Here is an 18,519-nt window from a genome sequence, read left to right as displayed (position 1 = left end):
GCCGGGTGAGTCCGAAAGAATTGAATTGCCTGTGAGATAGCATTCGCGAGCAAGCCCGCTCCCACACTCGACCCCATTTACCCTGTAGGAATGCGGTCGAATGTGGGAGCGGGCTTGCTCGCGAAGAGGTCCGAACAAGCGCTAAAGTATTAGCCCTTGAACACTTCATCCAACAGGTTATGCATCGACTGGAACGCCCGCTTGGCAGTCTTCGCGTCGTACATCATTTTGCCCGGCACGTTTGCATGCGGGTCGGTGAAGGAATGCACCGCGCCGCCGTAGCTCAGCAATTGCCAATCCACGCCCGCCGCGTTCATTTCATCTTCGAACGCCGGCAGTTGCTCTTTGGGCACCAACGGGTCGCAAGCGCCATGCAGGACCAGCACAGAGCCTTTGATGTTCTTCGCGTCCGCCGGGTTCGGCGTGTCGAGGGTGCCGTGGAACGAGATGGCAGCCTTGACCGGCACACCGGTACGCGCCAGTTCCAGGGAGCAGCAACCGCCGAAACAGAAACCAAAGGTCGCCAGTTTCGACGTATCAACGGCGGCCTCGGTCTGGCCCTGCAGTTGCTCGAATGCCGCCTGCATGCGCTTGTTCAACAACGCACGGTCGTTCTTCAGCGGCATCATCGCAGCGCCGGCCTCATCACCATTCGAAGGGCGCACAGTCTGGCCGTAGAGGTCGGCGATCAGTACCACGTAGCCCTTGCCGGCCACGCTTTTGGCGATCTCCTCAGCCCCCGCACTCACGCCCATCCAGTTCGGCGCCATCAGCAGGCCCGGCAGCGGGCCCTTGTGGCTGGCATCGAACGCCAGGCGGCTTTCATAGGACTGGCCATCAATCTGATAGACCACGGAACGTACAGTGACTTGGCTCATCGTTTACTCCAGTTGAGGTGAATTAACCATTCGGCGCAACGTGCTCCCTGTTGGAGCGCCAGAACGAAAAAACCCGCCGAAGCGGGTTTTTTTACTTCAGGGTCAAACCGACAGTTCAACCAACAGCTTGTTCAGGCGGCGCACATAGGCGGCCGGGTCTTTCAAGCTGTCGCCAGCGGCCAGGGCCGCCTGGTCGAAGAGGATGTGCGACAGGTCGCCAAACCGCTCTTCGCTTTGCTCGCCGTCGAGTTTCTCGATCAGCGGGTGTGCCGGGTTGAATTCGAAGATCGGCTTGGAATCCGGAACCTTCTGGCCACTGGCTTCGAGGATCTGGCGCATCTGCATGCCCAGGTCCTGCTCGCCGATCGCCAGGATCGCCGGGGAATCGGTCAGACGGTGCGACACGCGCACTTCGCTGACGGCATCGCCCAGGGACGCCTTGATCCGCTCAACCAGGCCTTCTTTGGACTTGGCGACTTCTTCGGCTTCTTTCTTCTCTTCTTCGGAGTCGAGGTTACCCAGGTCCAGGTCACCACGGGCCACGTCGACAAAGGACTTGCCATCGAATTCGTTGAGGTAGCTCATCAGCCACTCATCGATACGGTCGGTCAGCAGCAACACTTCGATGCCTTTCTTGCGGAAGACTTCCAGGTGCGGGCTGTTCTTGACCTGGGCGTAGGTTTCGCCAGTCAGGTAGTAGATCTTGTCCTGACCTTCCTTGGCGCGTGCCAGGTACTCGGCCAGGGACACAACCTGCTCGCCGCCCTCTTCATGCGTCGAGGCAAAGCGCAGCAGGCCGGCGATTTTTTCCTTGTTGGCGAAATCTTCCGCCGGGCCTTCTTTCATGACCTGGCCGAAGTTTTTCCAGAAGCCTTTGTATTGCTCAGGCTCGTTCTTCGCCAGTTTTTCCAGCATGTCGAGTACGCGCTTGGTCAGCGCCGACTTCATAGAGTCGATGATCGGATCTTTCTGCAGGATTTCCCGCGAAACGTTCAGCGACAAATCGTTGGAGTCGACCACGCCCTTGATGAAGCGCAGGTACAACGGCAGGAAGGATTCCGCCTGGTCCATCACGAACACACGCTGCACGTAGAGCTTCAGGCCTTTCGGCGCTTCACGCTGGTACAGGTCGAACGGAGCACGCGCCGGTACGTAGAGCAGCGAGCTGTATTCCAGCTTGCCTTCGACCTTGTTGTGGCTCCAGCTCAGCGGGTTTTCGTAATCGTGACCGATGTGCTTGTAGAACTCCTGGTATTCCTCGTCCTTGATCTCGGTACGCGGACGGGTCCACAGCGCGCTGGCGCGGTTGACCACTTCCCATTCCTGGGCTGGAGCCTCTTCGCCTTCAGCGGCAGCCTGTTCTTTCGGCAGTTCGATCGGCAGGGCGATGTGATCGGAATACTTCTTGACGATGTTACGCAGGCGCCAGCCATCGGCGAATTCGTCTTCACCCGATTTAAGGTGCAGGACGATACGGGTGCCACGGTCGGCCTTGTCGATAGTGGCGATTTCGAATTCGCCCTCACCTTTGGACGACCAGTGCACGCCTTCGCTGGCGTCGAGGCCGGCACGGCGGCTGAACACTTCTACTTTGTCGGCCACGATGAAGGCCGAGTAGAAGCCCACGCCGAACTGGCCGATCAGGTGCGAATCTTTCTTCTGGTCGCCCGACAGGTTTTTCATGAAGTCGGCAGTACCGGATTTGGCGATGGTGCCCAAGTGGGTAATCGCGTCTTCGCGGCTCATGCCGATGCCGTTGTCTTCGAGGGTGACGGTCTTGGCGTCCTTGTCGAAGCTCACACGGATTTTCAGTTCGGCGCCACCTTCCAGCAACTCAGGCTTGGACAGGGCTTCGAAACGTAATTTGTCGACAGCGTCAGAGGCGTTCGAGATCAATTCGCGAAGGAAGATTTCCTTGTTGGAATACAGCGAATGGATCATGAGGTGCAGCAGTTGCTTCACCTCGGTCTGGAAGCCCAGGGTTTCCTTTTGAGTTTCCACACTCATGGTCATCAAACTCCAATTGGATGGCAGTGGCCGCGCCCTTGAGGGTTGGCGGCGGGTTGTCATCAAAGTTGGGGGCTAAGACCAGGATTTCAAGGGCGGCTCGATTCCTCGATCTTGAAATGCGCGCGGGCGGTGGCGATGGGTTCTGCGGCAGTGCTTTGCCAGGCAGTGATCGCGACGTTTGCCACCCGTCGGCCTTGACGCCAGACCTGGCATTTGGCGTAGGTGTCGCGAAACTGCCCGGCGCGCAGGTAATCCAGGGAAAAGTCGATGATTTTCGGAATGCCCGGCGCACCGGTGAAGACCAGCAGGTGCAGCGCGGCGGACAGCTCCATGAAGCCGGCGATCACGCCGCCGTGCAGTGCCGGCAATATGGGGTTACCAATATTGTCCTTGTTGGCGGGCAGCCGGAACAGCAGCTCATCCCCCAGCCGAGTGCATTCGATACCGATGAGCTTGGCGTAGGGGATCAGGTTGAGCAACGCCTCATAATCGCCGCGCTCATGGGCCTGTTCCAGGCGGGTCTTGAATCGGTGCGTCATGCCTGCGCTCCCTTGATCGTGTTGCCCCACCCTTGCGCACCCTTGAGGCGCTTGCCCATGCGCATAAACGTGCCCACCACATGGGCGATGGGTTGTTGCGGATCATCCTGATAGGCAAAGCCACGGGTGAAGATCACGTCGGTGGTCACCCGGTAGCATTGGGCGAAGCCGTACACCGGCTGGTGCGGCGCAGCGGGATGCATGTAGTCAACACGCAAGTCGAGGGTCGGGCACACCTCGAATTCCGGCAATACACAAAGGGTGGCCATGCCACAGGCGGTGTCCATCAGGGAGGTCAGCGCGCCGCCGTGGATCACGCCCGACCGGGGATCGCCCACCAAATGCGGGGCGTAGGGCATGACCAAGGTAATGCCCTCCTCGCTGGCCTGATGAGCGGTAATGCCCAGCACCTGGCAATGGCGCAAGGCCGAAACAAAGCGCGTCGCGCGCGCCAACAGGGGATTTTCGGTCATTCGTTAAAGACTCTTATTAATGTTGATCCGCGAAATCGAGGGTCCGGACAAAAGTTCCGGTTAGGCAGCGATTTATATATCTATGGAATAAAAGGAACTAATGCCGAACCGCCATGCTCGAAAGGCCAGTAGATATCTTCAATAAGGAGAAACACCCATGCGCAAGACTTTAGCTATTTCCATGATGCTCGCCGCTGCCCTCGGTCTCGCTGCCTGCGACAAGAAATCCGAAGACAAAGCCCAAGACGCCGCCGCGCACTCTGAGCAAGCTCAGAAAGACATGGCGAAGGCTCAGGATAAAGTGAACGACGCTGCGAAAGAAAACGCCGATGCTGCCAAAGCTCAGGCTGAATCGAACGAAGCCGCCGCAAAAGAAGCAGCACCTGCTACCCCTGCCACCGGTTCTTGAGACCGCGGCTTGAAATAGCTTGGCTGCAAAAAGAAAGCCCGCTTAGATAGCGGGCTTTACTTTGTCTGGGGTTTTTATCTGAAGGTTTAGTTAAGCAGCTTCTTTAACCGCTTCCGGCGGCGGTGTGTCCGTCTGCGTATACACCATCACTTGCAGCACGTCGGAATGAAACTCCCGACGGTACAGCACCAACACCACCCCACTGCTCATCAACATGAACAACCAGGGGCTGACAAACCACGCCAGCATGGTCATGCCGAAGTAGTAAGAGCGCAGGCCGAAGTTGAACTGGTTGGCAGCCATGGAGATCACCCGCGCCGCGCGCAGGGCAAACGCATTGCGCTCCTGCTCCGACACATGCCGCTCACCGATCATCGGCGCCGACCCCACCAGCACCGCCGCGAAATTGTACTGTCGCATGCACCAGCTGAATGTGAAAAACGCATAGACGAACACCAGCGCCAGGCACAGCAGCTTGATCTCCGACATGCCCTGGGAAGCCTGCTGCACCATGGGAATATCCGCCAGCAACGACACCGCGCGCTCGGAAGCGCCGAGCACGGTGAGAATGCCGGCGAGGATAATCAAGGTGCTGGAGGCGAAGAACGAGGCGTTGCGCTCCAGGTTACCGATCACGCTGGCGTCGGCGATGCGGTTGTCGCGCAGCAGCATGCGGCGCATCCAGTCTTCGCGATACAGATGCAACACACTGGCCAGGCAGGCTGTGTCGCGGGCTTTCCAGGCGGCGTAACGGGTATAGCCGCCCCAGCACAGGACGAACCAGAGGGCGGCAAGCAGGTGGATCTGATTGGCTTCGACGAACGACATGTGGGTCCTGTTACACAAAAAATGGAGTGGCGGGCGCGGTCCAAATGTGGGAGCAAGCCCGCTCCCCATTTACCGAGCTCCAACTTTAGAAGGTTGTTGTCTCATAAGCATAAAAAATGCCCCGTATCGATTGATACGAGGCATTTCAGTACAGCGGAAAACGTGACTTAAGCGATCGCTTCGCTGCGCTTGCCCAGCATACGATCAACCGCAAACGCCACAGCCAGCGTCATCACCGACGGCACCAACCACGCCAGGCCCTGCTCGCTCAGCGGCAGGTTGGCCAACTGTGCAGGCATCCAATCCGCCAGGCCAGCGCCCTTGAGCGCATCGATGCAGCCAAAGATGAACGACACCAGCATCACCGGGCCGACAATACGACCCTGCTCTAGCCAGAAGTCTTTGCAGAAGCTCAACGCCACCAGCACGATGCACGGCGGGTAGATCGCGGTCAGTACCGGGATCGAGAAGGCAATCAGCTTGGTCAGACCCAGGTTGGACACGAACAGCGAGAACAGCGCCAGGATCACCACCAGGGTCTTGTAGGACAACGGCAGGATACGGCTGAAGTACTCGGCGCAGGCACAGGTCAGGCCGACCGCCGTGACCAGGCACGCCAGGGAAATCAGCACAGCCAGGAAGCCGCTGCCCAGCGAGCCAAACGTGTGTTGCACATAGGCGTGCAATACCGCGGCGCCATTGGCAGCACCGGCGGCGATTTCATGGCTGCCTGAGCCAAGGCGGAACAGGCTGATATACACCAGTGCCAGGCCCACACCGGCGATCAGGCCGGCAATGATGGCGTAGCGGGTAATCAGCTTCGGCGACTCGACGCCACGGGAGCGAATGGCATTGACGATCACGATGCCGAAAACCAGGGCGCCCAGGGTATCCATGGTCAGGTAACCATTGATGAAACCTTGGGAGAACGGTGCAGCCACGTATTCCTGGGTAGCGACGCCCACGTCGCCGGCCGGCAAGGCAAATGCGGCGATACCGAGGATGGCCAGCGCGATGATCTTCAGCGGCGCCAGGAAGCGACCTACGGTGTCCAGCAGTCGACCTGGGTAGAGGGAGACAAAAAACACCACCAGGAAATACACCGAGCTGTAGAGGAACAGTGCCAGCGGGCTTTCGCCGGTCAGCGGCGCCAGGCCCACCTCGAAGGATACGGTCGCAGTACGCGGGGTGGCGAACAGCGGCCCTACCGCCAGATACGCCGCCGCCGCCAGCAGGCCGCCGGCGATCTTGCCGATCGGGCTGCTCAGCGCGTCCATACCGCCACCCACCTTGGCCAGGGCGATCACGGTGACCACCGGCAAACCCACTGCGGTGACCAAAAAGCCCAGCGCTGCCATCCAGACATGAGGCCCGGACTGCAAACCAACGATAGGCGGGAAGATGATGTTGCCGGCGCCCACGAACAGGGCAAAAGTCATAAAGCCCAACGCCAGGACATCCTGGCTTTTCAACACTTTCATTTGAGGAAATACCACACTACTGAATCGGAATTTAGAGAGGGATTCCCTATGGATGAGGGAAATACTGTCGGCCCTTATGGGAGCCGACCGGTCTAGCGCGGGGCTTCCTTTTGGGATGCGCACGCATAAAGAGGCGGCTAGCCTAACGAATTTGCGGGTCAAACGCACTGTTGGGGGGCGAACTGTCCGATAAGCGACATTTTTATGTCGCGTTTTCATATCTAAATTTTGAAATGCGACCGGATGTGGGAGCGGGCTTGCTCACGAAAGCGGTGTATCAGCCACTCGCAAGCTGACTGACACGCCGCTTTCGTGAGCAAGCCCGCTCCCCCACCTAGATCTTCACCAACTTCAGAATGCACAAAGGCCACCCGAAGGTGGCCTTTGTGTGGTGAAGCGTCAGTTAAGCGCGAGGCTTACTTGACAGCCCAACCGGTCAGCTCGGCCAGCGCCTTGCCGATGTCTGCCAGCGAACGCACGGTTTTAACGCCTGCGTCTTGCAGCGCAGCGAATTTCTCGTCTGCAGTGCCTTTGCCGCCAGAGATGATTGCGCCAGCATGGCCCATGCGCTTGCCCGCAGGGGCAGTCACACCAGCGATGTAGGAAACAACCGGCTTGGTCACGTGTGCCTTGATGTAGGCAGCCGCTTCTTCTTCAGCCGAACCGCCGATCTCACCGATCATCACGATCGCTTCGGTCTTCGGGTCTTCCTGGAACAGCTTCAGGATGTCGATGAAGTTCGAGCCTGGGATCGGGTCACCACCGATGCCGACGCAAGTCGACTGGCCGAAACCGGCGTCAGTCGTTTGCTTGACAGCTTCGTAGGTCAGGGTGCCGGAACGGGAAACGATACCGACTTTACCTGGCAAGTGAATGTGACCTGGCATGATGCCGATCTTGCATTCGCCTGGAGTGATCACGCCTGGGCAGTTAGGGCCGATCAGGACTACGCCCAGCTCGTCGCACTTAACTTTAGCGTCCAGCATGTCCAGGGTAGGAATGCCTTCGGTGATGCAAACGATCAGCTTGATGCCGCCGAATGCTGCTTCCAGGATCGAGTCCTTGCAGAAAGGAGCTGGAACGTAGATCACGCTGGCGGTGGCGCCAGTGGCAGCTACAGCGTCTTTCACAGTGTTGAACACTGGCAGGCCCAGGTGCTCGGTGCCGCCTTTACCAGGCGTTACACCACCGACCATCTTGGTGCCGTATTCGATGGCTTGCTGGGTGTGGAAACTACCTTGCGAACCGGTAATACCCTGGCAGATAACTTTGGTGTCTTTATTGATCAGGACGCTCATTATTTGCCCTCCGCAGCTTTGACAACTTGTTGAGCAGCGTCGGTCAGGCTGGTAGCCGCGATGATGTTCAAACCGCTTTCTGCCAGTACTTTAGCGCCCAGTTCAGCGTTGTTGCCTTCAAGGCGAACAACAACCGGGATTTTAACGCCGACTTCTTTCACTGCACCGATGATGCCTTCGGCAATCATGTCGCAACGAACGATGCCGCCGAAGATGTTGACCAGTACTGCGGCGACGTTGGAGTCGGACAGGATGATCTTGAAGGCTTCGGTTACGCGTTCCTTGGTAGCACCACCGCCCACGTCGAGGAAGTTGGCTGGTTTGCCGCCATGCAGGTTGACGATGTCCATGGTACCCATGGCCAGGCCAGCACCGTTGACCATGCAACCGATGTTGCCTTCCAGTGCTACGTAGTTCAGTTCGAACTTGGCAGCGTGCGCTTCGCGCGGATCGTCTTGCGACGGATCGTGGAAAGTCTTCAGCTTAGGCTGACGGTACATGGCGTTGGCGTCGATGTTGATCTTGGCGTCGAGGCAGTGCAGATCGCCGTCAGCCTTGATCACCAGCGGGTTCACTTCCAGCAGGGCCAGATCGTGATCCTGGAACAGTTTGGCCAGACCTACGAAGATCTTGGCGAACTGGGCAACTTGCTTGCCTTCCAGACCCAACTGGAAAGCCAGCTCGCGACCCTGGAATGGCTGAGCGCCCACCAGTGGATCGATAGTGGCTTTCAGAATTTTTTCTGGGGTTTCGTGAGCGATTTTCTCGATGTCCACGCCACCTTCGGTGGAAGCCATGAACACGATGCGACGGCTCGAACGGTCAACGACAGCGCCCAGGTACAGCTCTTTAGCGATATCAGTGCACGATTCAACCAGGATCTTGGTGACTGGCTGGCCATTGGCATCAGTCTGGTAAGTCACCAGACGCTTGCCCAGCCACTGCTGTGCGAAGGCTTTGGCGTCTTCTTTGCTGCGAACCAGCTTAACGCCGCCCGCTTTACCGCGACCACCAGCGTGGACCTGGGCTTTGACAACCCACTCGGTGCCGCCGATTTTGTCGCAAGCTTCTGCTGCTGCTTCCGGGGTGTCTACTGCGTAGCCCTTGGAAACTGGCAGGCCGTATTCAGCGAACAGCTGCTTACCCTGATACTCGTGAAGATTCATGCTTTTTACCGTCTTCGTTAGGTACTGCGCATTCGGCGCTGCGCTCATTATGAGTGCCGCGCCACCTGTGACTGCTGCTTGCGCAACTTGCGGGGCTCAAGGCCCGTAAAGCTGCGCAAGACTGCGTCCAGCGGATATTCCGCGGTGAGTCTTGCGCGCAAGGCTCACGACGGGCAACTCCGCCGTGGTTTCTTATTATCTCGCTTAGCGCTTCTTCTTGTTGGCGATGTGGATGGCGCCGCCATTCACTGCCAACGCGGCTTCGTGCAGCGCTTCGGACAACGTCGGATGGGAGAAGACCATCATGCCGATGTCCTCGGCACTGGTGCCGAATTCCATACCGATCGCGCCCTGCTGAACCAGTTCTGCTGCGCCTGGGCCAATCACGTGGACGCCCAATACGCGGTCAGTCTTGGCATCAGCAATGACTTTGACAAAACCACCGGTGTCGTTGGCTGCCATGGCACGGCCAGAAGCGGCAAACGGGAAGGTGCCGACGTTAACTTCAACGCCTTCAGCTTTCAACTGCTGTTCGTTCTTGCCGACCCATGCAATTTCCGGGTGGGTGTAGATAACCGATGGGATCAGGTCGTAGTTCATCTGGGTTTTGTGGCCCTTGATGCGCTCGACAACCATGATGCCTTCTTCGGAAGCCTTGTGCGCCAGCATCATGCCACGCACCACGTCGCCGATGGCGTAGACGCCCGGCACGGTGGTCGCGCAGTGATCGTCAACGTGCACGTAACCGCGCTCGTCGAGGGTCACGCCGCTGTCGGCTGCCAGCAGGTCGGTGGTCACTGGACGGCGACCAACGGCTACGATCAGCTTGTCGAAAGTGATGGTCTTTTCGCCATCCTTGTCGGTGTAGTTGACGACAACTTCTTCACCGTTGACTTTCGAACCGGTCACGCGAGCGCCCAGCTTGATGTCCAGACCTTGTTTGGTCAGGGTTTTCAGGGCTTCTTTCGATACAGCGGTGTCGGCAGCCAGCAGGAACGTGTCCAGGGCTTCCAGCACGGTGACTTCGGAACCCAGGCGGGACCACACCGAACCCAGTTCCAGGCCGATCACGCCAGCGCCGATCACGCCCAGGCGCTTAGGCACGGCTTGGAATTCCAGGGCACCGGTCGAATCAACGATCACGTTCTGGTCAACTGGAGCAGGCGGAATGTCGATTGGACGGGAGCCTGGAGCCAGGATCACGTTTTCGGCTTCGATGATCTCGGTCGAACCGTCTGGCTTGGTGATTTCAACTTTCTTGCCGGCCAGCAGCTTGCCGTGGCCTTGCAGGGAAGTCACACCGTTGGCCTTGAACAAGGTGGCAACGCCGGAAGTCAGGCCTTTGACGATGTTGGCTTTACGGCCGACCATTGCAGGTACGTCCATGGTCACGCCAGCATGGTGGATGCCGTGGATCGCGAAGCCGTCTTGGGCTTCGTGGAATTTCCAGGAGCTGTCCAGCAGCGCCTTGGAAGGAATGCAACCAACGTTCAGGCAAGTACCGCCCAATGCCAGTTTGCCTTCCTTGTCGGTGTATTTTTCGATGCAAGCAGTCGAGAGGCCCAATTGTGCGGCCTTGATGGCGGCAACGTAGCCGCCAGGACCTGCACCAATCACTACGACGTCAAATTTCTGTGTCATGAAAATAGATCCTCTATTTGCGACAAGCTTTTAGCCGCAAGCGGCAAGCCAAGCTGCTTTTTTCTTACAGCTTGTAGCTCGCAACTTGCAGCTGCTTCAATCAGATATCCAGCAACAGACGAGCCGGGTCTTCCAGCAGGTTCTTGATGGTCACCAGGAAAGTCACGGCTTCTTTACCATCGATCAGGCGGTGATCGTACGACAGCGCCAGGTACATCATTGGGCGGATCACGACTTGGCCGTTGATGGCCATCGGACGCTGGATGATGTTGTGCATGCCCAGGATCGCGGCTTGCGGTGGGTTGACGATCGGGGTCGACATCATCGAACCGAAGGTACCACCGTTGGTGATGGTGAAGGTACCGCCGGTCATCTCGTCGATGGTCAGCTTGCCGTCACGGGCTTTCTTGCCGAAGGTGGCGATGCCGCCTTCGATTTCGGCCAGGCTCATCAGCTCGGCGTTACGCAGTACTGGAACCACCAGGCCACGGTCGCTGGACACGGCAACGCCGATGTCTGCGTAGCCATGGTAAACGATGTCGTTGCCGTCGATGGAAGCGTTCACTGCCGGGAAGCGTTTCAGCGCTTCGGTGGCGGCTTTCACGAAGAAGGACATGAAGCCCAGGCGCACGCCGTTGTGGGACTTCTCGAACAGATCCTTGTACTTCGAACGCAGGGCCATGACTTCGGTCATGTCGACTTCGTTGAAGGTGGTCAGCATCGCCATGTTCGACTGTGCTTCAACCAGACGCTTGGCCACGGTGGCACGTACACGAGTCATCGGTACACGCTTCTCGGTGCGGTCGCCAGCGGCGAACACTGGAGCAGCGGCAGCCGGGGCGGCAGCCTTGGCAGGTGCGGCAGCTGGAGCGTTTTTCTTGGCTTCAACAGCGGCAACCACGTCTTCCTTGGTCACACGGCCGTCTTTGCCGGTGCCCTTGATGGAAGCCAGGTTGATGCCATTCTCTTCAGCCAGCTGACGGGCAGCCGGTGCAGCGATTGGATCTTCACCACCAGCAGCCGGAGCAGCGGCTGGAGCCGAAGCAGCAGCTGGTGCAGCGGCAGCGGCAGGAGCGGCAGCAGCAGCGCTGCCCTCTTCGATCGAGCCCAGTACCTGGTTCGACAGCACGGTAGCGCCTTCTTCGGCAACGATTGCGCCCAGCACGCCGTCAGCTTCGGCCAACACTTCCAGCACGACTTTGTCGGTCTCGATGTCGACGATCAGGTCGTCACGCTTTACAGCGTCGCCTGGTTTCTTGTGCCAGGTGGCAACGGTGCCATCGGCAACCGATTCCGGGAATGACGGGGCTTTGATTTCGATAGCCATTATCTGTGGGTCCTTAAAATTCGGTTTCAGTCAGCGCGAAGGCGTTAAACAGTGAAAGCATCTTGCAGCAGTTTTTCCTGCTGCTCGGCGTGCATCGACGCATAACCACACGCAGGTGCAGCGGAAGCATCACGGCCGGCATATTCAAGGCCCAGGGCCTTGTTGTGGTTGCCGATGCTGCGACGCAGGTGATGCTGGCTGCTGTACCACGCGCCCTGGTTCATCGGTTCTTCCTGGCACCACACCACATTAGTGAGGTTGGTGTAAGGCGCGATGGCCTCCATCAGGTCGTCTTCCGGGAACGGGTAAAGCTGCTCGATACGCACGATGGCGATGTCTTCGCGGCCTTCGGCACGGCGTTTTTCCAGCAGGTCGTAGTAGACCTTGCCGCTGCACAGGACCAGGCGCGTCACTTTTGCCGCGTCCAGCGCGTCGATTTCCGGGATCACGGTCTGGAACGAACCATCCGCCAGATCTTCCAGGGTCGAGATGGCCAATTTATGACGCAGCAGCGACTTCGGCGTCAGCACTACCAGCGGCTTGCGCAGTGGGCGGATCACCTGGCGACGCAGCAAGTGGTAGATCTGGGCCGGCGTAGTCGGCACGCACACCTGGATGTTGTGCTCGGCGCACAGCTGCAGGTAACGCTCCAGACGGGCCGAGGAGTGCTCAGGACCCTGACCTTCATAACCGTGTGGCAGCAGCATGGTCAGACCGCACAGGCGACCCCACTTGTGCTCGCCGCTGGTGATGAACTGGTCGATAACCACTTGGGCACCGTTGGCGAAGTCGCCGAACTGAGCTTCCCAGATCACCAGCGCGTTTGGCGTGGTGGTCGAGTAACCGTATTCGAACGCCAGAACCGCTTCTTCGGACAGGAACGAGTCGTACAAGTCGAAACGTGGCTGGCCTTCATACAGGTTCTGCAACGGGATATAGGTGCCCGCGTCTTTCTGGTTGTGCAATACCGCGTGACGGTGCGAGAACGTACCACGGCCGATGTCCTGGCCGGTCATGCGGATCGGGTGACCTTCGAACGCCAGGGTCGCGTACGCCATGGTTTCGGCGTAACCCCAGTTGATCGGCAGGCCGCCGGCTTGCATCTTCTGGCGGTCTTCGTAGATCTTCGCCACTTGGCGCTGGACCACGAAACCTTCAGGAATTTCCAGCAGTTTGGCGGACAATTCCTGCAAGGTCTTCAGATCGAACGACGTATCGTGACGCGCAGTCCAGGCGTGGCCCAGGTATGGACGCCAATCAACGAACAGCTCTTTGTTCGGCTCTTTAACCAGGCTTTTTACTACATGCAGACCGTTGTCCAGCGCGTTGCGGTATTCATCGACTTTGGCCTGAACACGTGCATCGTCAACCACACCGGCCTTGGTCAGGCTTTCGGCGTACAGCTCACGGGTGGTGCGCTGCTTGGTGATCTGCTGGTACATCAACGGCTGGGTGCCGCTTGGTTCGTCGGCTTCGTTGTGACCGCGACGACGGTAGCAAACCAGATCGATCACTACGTCACGCTTGAACTGCATGCGATAGTCGATAGCAAGCTGGGTCACGAACAGCACGGCTTCCGGATCATCACCATTCACATGGAGAATCGGCGCCTGGATCATCTTGGCAACGTCGGTAGCGTACTCGGTAGAGCGCGCGTCCAGCGGGTTGCTGATGGTGAAGCCAACCTGGTTGTTGATGACGATGTGAACGGTACCGCCGGTCTTGAAGCCGCGGGTCTGCGACATCTGGAAAGTTTCCAGGACCACGCCTTGACCGGCGAATGCCGCGTCACCGTGGATGGAAATCGGCAGGACCTTTTCACCGGTGGTGTCGTTACGACGATCCTGGCGGGCACGGACCGAACCCTCGACCACTGGAGAAACGATTTCCAGGTGGGATGGGTTGAAGGCCATGGCCAGGTGAACTTCACCGCCGGTGGTCATCACGTTGGACGAGAAGCCCTGGTGGTATTTAACGTCACCGGAACCCAACTCGACTTTCTTCTTGCCTTCGAACTCGTCGAACAGCTCACGCGGGTTCTTGCCGAAGGTGTTGACCAACACGTTCAGGCGACCACGGTGAGCCATGCCGATCACGATTTCCTTGGTGCCGTAGGAACCGGAACGCTGGATCAGCTCGTCGAGCATCGGGATCAGGCTTTCGCCGCCTTCCAGGCCGAAACGCTTGGTGCCCGGGTATTTGGTGCCCAGGTATTTTTCCAGGCCTTCGGCAGCGGTGACGCGCTCGAGCAGGTGGCTGCGTACGTCGGCAGACAGCACCGGACGACCACGCACACCTTCCAGGCGATGCTGGAACCAGTGGCGTTGCTCGGAATCGGTGATGTGCGTGAACTCAGCGCCAATGGTGCGGCAATATGTCTGCTGCAACGCTTCGTGAATTTCGCGTAGGCTCGCTTCCTCTTTGCCGATGAACAGGTCGCCGGCACGGAAGGTCGTATCAAGATCGGCATTGGTCAAGCCGTAATGATTGATCGACAGGTCAGCAGGTGCAGGACGCTTCCAGAGCCCCAGCGGGTCAAGCTGGGCCGCCTGGTGGCCACGCATCCGGTAGGCCTGGATCAGTCGCAATACTTCAACTTGCTTCTTCTCATGCTCACTGCTCACGCTGCCGGCGGAAACCGGTTGGGCGCGGCGCTGGTTCTTTGCCAGCAGCACGAACTGATCGCGAATTGTTGCGTGCGATACATCGGTGGCAGCGTTGCCGTCTGAAGACAACGTCTGAAATTTGGTGCGCCATTCTTCTGGCACAGCGTTAGGGTCGTGCAGGTAGAGCTCATAAAGCTCTTCCACATAGGCAGCGTTACCACCTGAAAGATAGCCGCTGTTCCACATGCGCTGCATCACGCTTTCTTGCATGCTTGGTCACCCTCGATTTGGGGACACCACCGGCGAAAACACCGAGTTTGCTTGCAAAAGGCCAAGTGCAGCGACCAAAACAAGCCACTTAGGATCACGCTGATAGTTCGGGTACCAACCCGAATGCCCCTGCTTGTCTCATTTCTTCAAAATAAGAGCCGCGGCTTTGTAAGTCGCTGCTCAAGTTAAAACTACGGCGCCGGTTGAAGCCTGCGCCGTAGCATTTACGGGCACAACGGTCCTGCCTTTACTACAACGTCGGTTACACGCCGCTCTGCAGCAGCATGTTACGGATGTGACCAATGGCCTTAGTCGGGTTCAGGCCTTTGGGACATACGTTGACGCAGTTCATGATCCCGCGGCAGCGGAATACGCTGAACGGGTCATCCAGCGAAGCCAGACGCTCGGACGCCTTGGTATCACGGCTGTCTGCCAGGAAGCGGTAGGCTTGCAGCAGGGCAGCTGGACCCAGGAACTTGTCCGGGTTCCACCAGAAGGACGGGCACGAAGTCGAGCAGCAAGCGCACAGGATGCACTCGTACAGACCGTCGAGCTTCTCGCGCTCTTCCGGGGACTGCAGACGCTCGATGGCCGGAGCCGGCGTGTCGTTCTGCAGGAACGGCTTAACTTTCTCGTATTGCTTGTAGAAGATGCTCATATCGACGACCAGGTCACGGATAACCGGCAAACCTGGCAGTGGACGAACGATCAGCTTGTTGCCTTTGACCACGGCGGACAGCGGCGTGATGCACGCCAAGCCGTTTTTGCCGTTGATGTTCATGCCGTCGGAACCGCACACACCTTCACGGCAAGAGCGACGATAGGAGAAACCTTCGTCCTGCTCTTTGATCAGTGCCAGTACATCCAGCACCATCAAGTCTTTACCACCGGTATCGACCTGGAATTCCTGCATGAACGGCGCAGCGTCCTGATCAGGGTTGTAGCGGTAAACACTGACTTTCAACATGGCAGCCACCCTTAGTAAGTCCGAATCTTCGGTTCAAACGTCGGAACCGTCTTCGGCGAGAAATTCACGGCACGCTTGGTCACGCGCTTGTCACCCGGGAAGTACAGGGTGTGGCACAACCAGTTTTCGTCGTCGCGATCTTCAAAGTCTTCACGGGCGTGAGCACCACGGGACTCCTTGCGAACCTCGGCAGCGATTGCGGTCGCTTCGGCCACTTCCAGCAGGTTTTGCAGCTCAAGGGCTTCGATACGAGCAGTGTTGAACGCCTGGCTCTTATCGTTGATCTTGACGTTGGCGATGCGCTTGCGCAGATCGGCCAGCTGGGCAATACCCTTCTGCATGTATTCGCCGGTACGGAATACACCGAAGTAGTTCTGCATGCAGCTTTGCAGCTCGCGACGCAGGGTAGCCACGTCTTCGCCATCGGTGCGCTCGTTCAGAGCGTTCAGGCGAGCCAGTGCAGCCTCGATGTTGGCATCGGTCGCGTCATCGTATTCGATGCCGTCGGTCAGCGCCTTTTCCAGGTGCAGGCCGGCAGCGCGGCCGAATACCACCAGGTCGAGCAGCGAGTTGCCGCCCAGACGGTTGGCACCGTGCACCGATACGCAAGCCACTTCGCCTACAGCGAACAGACCGTGGATGATCTCGTCCTCGCCTTCGGCGTTCTGGGTGATCGCCTGGCCGTGGATGTTGGTCGGCACGCCGCCCATCATATAGTGGCAGGTTGGAACAACCGGAACCGGAGCAACCACCGGGTCAACGTGAGCAAAAGTCTTGGACAGCTCGCAGATACCTGGCAGACGGCTGTGCAGCACTTCTTCGCCCAGGTGATCGAGCTTCAGCAGCACGTGGTCGCCATTCGGGCCACAGCCATTACCGGCGATGATCTCTTTAACCATCGAACGGGCAACAACGTCACGACCAGCAAGGTCTTTCGCGTTCGGAGCGTAACGCTCCATGAAACGCTCGCCGTGCTTGTTGATCAGGTAGCCACCTTCACCACGGCAACCTTCGGTCACCAGTACACCAGCGCCGGCGATGCCGGTCGGGTGGAACTGCCACATTTCGATGTCTTGCACCGGTACGCCGGCACGCAGTGCCATGCCGACGCCGTCACCGGTGTTGATCAGGGCATTGGTGGTCGACGCGTAGATACGGCCTGCACCGCCAGTCGCCAGCACGGTAGCCTTGGCGCGGATGTAGGTGGTTTCACCGGTTTCGATGCAGATGGCGATCACACCGACGAACTCGCCTTGCGCGTTCTTCACCAGATCGACCGCGTAGTACTCGTTCAGGAACGTGGTACCGGCTTTCAGGTTGCCCTGATAAAGGGTGTGCAGCAGCGCGTGACCGGTACGGTCGGAAGCGGCGCAAGTACGGGCAGCCTGCCCGCCTTTACCGTAATCCTTCGACTGACCGCCGAATGGACGCTGGTAGATACGGCCTTGCTCGGTGCGGGAGAACGGCAGACCCATGTGGTCCAGCTCGAACACCGCGGCCGGGCCTTCCTGACACATATATTCGATAGCGTCCTGGTCACCGATGTAGTCGGAACCCTTGACGGTATCGTACATGTGCCAGCGCCAGTCATCGTTCGGGTCGGCGGAGGCGATGGCGCAGGTGATGCCACCCTGGGCCGATACGGTGTGGGAACGGGTCGGGAACACCTTGGTGATCACGGCAGTCTTGTGACCGCCCTGGGCCAGCTGCAGCGCAGCGCGCATGCCAGCACCGCCGCCACCAATGATGATGGCGTCGAATGAAATAGTTGGAATGTTAGCCATGAATCAGATACCCCAAAGAATCTGCACACCCCAGACGAAGTAAGCGAACATCGCGACGCCGCAGACTGCCTGGAAGAGGAAACGTACTGCGGTCGCGGACTTGCCCAGCGCCATCGGCGTCAGGTAGTCGGTCGCGATGGTCCACATGCCGACCCAGGCGTGTGCGCCCAGGGCAACAAGGGCCAGCAGACTGAAGATTCGCATTGCATTGTGGGAGAACAGGCCATGCCATTGCTCATAGCCGATACCCGGATTTGCAACGAGGTATCCGATCAGGAAAATGAAATAAGCCGCGAGAACGACCGCAGACACACGCTGTGCCATCCAGTCATAGAGGCCCGAACGCGACAGATTCGTAACGCTGGTTACCATATCCAAACTCCTGCCAGAACGATCAGCACCACGGAAATGGCGATGATGATTTTCGAGCCCAGGCGGCCGCCTTCCAGCGTCTCACCGATGCCCATATCCATGATCAAGTGGCGCACACCGGCTACCAGGTGATACAGCAGAGCGGACAGGAGGCCCCATGCTACGAACTTGGCCAGCGGGCTGGTCAAGCATGCCTTCACCTCGGCGTATCCTTCCTCGGAACCCAGGGATTTGCTCAATGCATAAAGCATGATGCCCAAGCCCAGGAACAGGATGATGCCGGAAACACGGTGCAGGAACGACGTAACGCCGGTGATGGGGAGTTTGATGGTCCTTAGGTCTAGGTTTACAGGTCGTTGGCTATTCACGGCTTTTTTTCACACTGAAGAGCCCCTAACAATCAGGGCAAAGTTGTTGGGGAGTGCACTGGTCAGGTAAGCACCACCCAGGGAGTGCGACCCCCAATGAAA

The 18,519-nt window shown here is 58.5% G+C and carries 16 protein-coding genes; 1 reads left to right on the top strand and 15 read right to left on the bottom strand.

The window, feature by feature from the left end:
• Positions 1 to 149 precede the first annotated feature (149 nt).
• The 4 genes from AC4PS7_RS05615 to AC4PS7_RS05600 all read right to left on the bottom strand — a co-directional run bounded on the left by AC4PS7_RS05615 (position 150) and on the right by AC4PS7_RS05600 (position 3,900).
• Entirely contained in the window at positions 150 to 878 is a 729-nt protein-coding gene (locus tag AC4PS7_RS05615) for a dienelactone hydrolase family protein (RefSeq protein WP_021492553.1), read from the bottom strand.
• A gap of 102 nt (positions 879 to 980) precedes the next feature.
• Positions 981 to 2,885: a molecular chaperone HtpG gene (gene htpG / locus AC4PS7_RS05610; protein WP_010211718.1), complete on the bottom strand. Its 1,905-nt coding sequence runs from the start codon at positions 2,883 to 2,885 to the stop codon at positions 981 to 983.
• Positions 2,886 to 2,974: 89 nt separating this feature from the next.
• The gene (locus tag AC4PS7_RS05605) at positions 2,975 to 3,427 is read right to left on the bottom strand and encodes a PaaI family thioesterase (protein ID WP_010211720.1); all 453 of its coding nucleotides are present in this window, start codon (positions 3,425 to 3,427) and stop codon (positions 2,975 to 2,977) included.
• Positions 3,424 to 3,900 (bottom strand): PaaI family thioesterase, encoded by a 477-nt coding sequence (locus tag AC4PS7_RS05600; RefSeq protein WP_492179194.1) that lies wholly within the window; start codon positions 3,898 to 3,900, stop codon positions 3,424 to 3,426. Before AC4PS7_RS05600 ends, AC4PS7_RS05605 begins: the two co-directional genes overlap by 4 nt.
• Positions 3,901 to 4,057: 157 nt before the next feature.
• Between AC4PS7_RS05600 and AC4PS7_RS05595 the strand changes: the two genes are divergently transcribed.
• Positions 4,058 to 4,309 (top strand): hypothetical protein, encoded by a 252-nt coding sequence (locus AC4PS7_RS05595; protein WP_010211724.1) that lies wholly within the window; start codon positions 4,058 to 4,060, stop codon positions 4,307 to 4,309.
• Positions 4,310 to 4,399: 90 nt separating this feature from the next.
• Here AC4PS7_RS05595 and AC4PS7_RS05590 read toward each other — a convergent pair whose 3' ends face one another.
• The 11 genes from AC4PS7_RS05590 to sdhC all read right to left on the bottom strand — a co-directional run bounded on the left by AC4PS7_RS05590 (position 4,400) and on the right by sdhC (position 18,417).
• The gene (locus tag AC4PS7_RS05590; RefSeq protein WP_010211727.1) at positions 4,400 to 5,137 is read right to left on the bottom strand and encodes a DUF599 domain-containing protein; all 738 of its coding nucleotides are present in this window, start codon (positions 5,135 to 5,137) and stop codon (positions 4,400 to 4,402) included.
• A 167-nt stretch (positions 5,138 to 5,304) separates the two neighbouring features.
• The gene (gene brnQ, locus AC4PS7_RS05585; protein ID WP_492179191.1) at positions 5,305 to 6,618 is read right to left on the bottom strand and encodes a branched-chain amino acid transport system II carrier protein; all 1,314 of its coding nucleotides are present in this window, start codon (positions 6,616 to 6,618) and stop codon (positions 5,305 to 5,307) included.
• Positions 6,619 to 7,034: 416 nt separating this feature from the next.
• The gene (gene sucD / locus AC4PS7_RS05580) at positions 7,035 to 7,916 is read right to left on the bottom strand and encodes a succinate--CoA ligase subunit alpha (RefSeq protein ID WP_003172813.1); all 882 of its coding nucleotides are present in this window, start codon (positions 7,914 to 7,916) and stop codon (positions 7,035 to 7,037) included.
• The gene (gene sucC, locus AC4PS7_RS05575; protein ID WP_003233235.1) at positions 7,916 to 9,082 is read right to left on the bottom strand and encodes an ADP-forming succinate--CoA ligase subunit beta; all 1,167 of its coding nucleotides are present in this window, start codon (positions 9,080 to 9,082) and stop codon (positions 7,916 to 7,918) included. Before sucC ends, sucD begins: the two co-directional genes overlap by 1 nt.
• Before the next feature lie 204 nt (positions 9,083 to 9,286).
• Positions 9,287 to 10,723 carry a dihydrolipoyl dehydrogenase gene (gene lpdA / locus AC4PS7_RS05570; protein ID WP_010211733.1) on the bottom strand — a complete coding sequence of 479 codons (1,437 nt, stop codon included), beginning with the start codon at positions 10,721 to 10,723 and terminating at the stop codon, positions 9,287 to 9,289.
• A 100-nt stretch (positions 10,724 to 10,823) separates the two neighbouring features.
• Positions 10,824 to 12,050 carry a 2-oxoglutarate dehydrogenase complex dihydrolipoyllysine-residue succinyltransferase gene (gene odhB, locus AC4PS7_RS05565; protein WP_010211736.1) on the bottom strand — a complete coding sequence of 409 codons (1,227 nt, stop codon included), beginning with the start codon at positions 12,048 to 12,050 and terminating at the stop codon, positions 10,824 to 10,826.
• A 44-nt stretch (positions 12,051 to 12,094) separates the two neighbouring features.
• Positions 12,095 to 14,926 (bottom strand): 2-oxoglutarate dehydrogenase E1 component, encoded by a 2,832-nt coding sequence (locus AC4PS7_RS05560; protein ID WP_010211737.1) that lies wholly within the window; start codon positions 14,924 to 14,926, stop codon positions 12,095 to 12,097.
• A gap of 262 nt (positions 14,927 to 15,188) precedes the next feature.
• Positions 15,189 to 15,893, bottom strand: a complete 705-nt coding sequence (locus AC4PS7_RS05555; protein WP_492179188.1) for a succinate dehydrogenase iron-sulfur subunit — start codon at positions 15,891 to 15,893, stop codon at positions 15,189 to 15,191.
• 11 nt (positions 15,894 to 15,904) lie between these two features.
• Positions 15,905 to 17,677: a succinate dehydrogenase flavoprotein subunit gene (gene sdhA, locus AC4PS7_RS05550; RefSeq protein ID WP_010211741.1), complete on the bottom strand. Its 1,773-nt coding sequence runs from the start codon at positions 17,675 to 17,677 to the stop codon at positions 15,905 to 15,907.
• 3 nt (positions 17,678 to 17,680) lie between these two features.
• Positions 17,681 to 18,049, bottom strand: coding sequence for a succinate dehydrogenase, hydrophobic membrane anchor protein (gene sdhD, locus AC4PS7_RS05545; RefSeq protein WP_003172805.1), 369 nt, complete (start codon positions 18,047 to 18,049; stop codon positions 17,681 to 17,683).
• Positions 18,043 to 18,417 carry a succinate dehydrogenase, cytochrome b556 subunit gene (gene sdhC, locus AC4PS7_RS05540; RefSeq protein ID WP_003172804.1) on the bottom strand — a complete coding sequence of 125 codons (375 nt, stop codon included), beginning with the start codon at positions 18,415 to 18,417 and terminating at the stop codon, positions 18,043 to 18,045. Before sdhC ends, sdhD begins: the two co-directional genes overlap by 7 nt.
• Between the last annotated feature and the right edge of the window lie 102 nt (positions 18,418 to 18,519).

It is taken from the genome of Pseudomonas sp. DW-iso3 (assembly GCF_058725305.1).
This window is presented reverse-complemented; position numbering and strand designations above follow the sequence as displayed.

Bases quoted from the DNA above. Each gene is read 5' to 3' on its own strand.
- lpdA (WP_010211733.1), bottom strand. From the start codon at position 10,723: ATGACACAGAAATTTGACGTCGTAGTGATTGGTGCAGGTCCTGGCGGC.
- AC4PS7_RS05555 (WP_492179188.1), bottom strand. From the start codon at position 15,893: ATGTTGAAAGTCAGTGTTTACCGCTACAACCCTGATCAGGACGCTGCG.
- htpG (WP_010211718.1), bottom strand. From the start codon at position 2,885: ATGAGTGTGGAAACTCAAAAGGAAACCCTGGGCTTCCAGACCGAGGTG.
- AC4PS7_RS05605 (WP_010211720.1), bottom strand. From the start codon at position 3,427: ATGACGCACCGATTCAAGACCCGCCTGGAACAGGCCCATGAGCGCGGC.
- AC4PS7_RS05590 (WP_010211727.1), bottom strand. From the start codon at position 5,137: ATGTCGTTCGTCGAAGCCAATCAGATCCACCTGCTTGCCGCCCTCTGG.
- sucD (WP_003172813.1), bottom strand. From the start codon at position 7,916: ATGAGCGTCCTGATCAATAAAGACACCAAAGTTATCTGCCAGGGTATT.
- sucC (WP_003233235.1), bottom strand. From the start codon at position 9,082: ATGAATCTTCACGAGTATCAGGGTAAGCAGCTGTTCGCTGAATACGGC.
- sdhA (WP_010211741.1), bottom strand. From the start codon at position 17,677: ATGGCTAACATTCCAACTATTTCATTCGACGCCATCATCATTGGTGGC.
- odhB (WP_010211736.1), bottom strand. From the start codon at position 12,050: ATGGCTATCGAAATCAAAGCCCCGTCATTCCCGGAATCGGTTGCCGAT.
- AC4PS7_RS05600 (WP_492179194.1), bottom strand. From the start codon at position 3,900: ATGACCGAAAATCCCCTGTTGGCGCGCGCGACGCGCTTTGTTTCGGCC.
- AC4PS7_RS05560 (WP_010211737.1), bottom strand. From the start codon at position 14,926: ATGCAAGAAAGCGTGATGCAGCGCATGTGGAACAGCGGCTATCTTTCA.
- AC4PS7_RS05615 (WP_021492553.1), bottom strand. From the start codon at position 878: ATGAGCCAAGTCACTGTACGTTCCGTGGTCTATCAGATTGATGGCCAG.
- brnQ (WP_492179191.1), bottom strand. From the start codon at position 6,618: ATGAAAGTGTTGAAAAGCCAGGATGTCCTGGCGTTGGGCTTTATGACT.
- sdhD (WP_003172805.1), bottom strand. From the start codon at position 18,049: ATGGTAACCAGCGTTACGAATCTGTCGCGTTCGGGCCTCTATGACTGG.
- AC4PS7_RS05595 (WP_010211724.1), top strand. From the start codon at position 4,058: ATGCGCAAGACTTTAGCTATTTCCATGATGCTCGCCGCTGCCCTCGGT.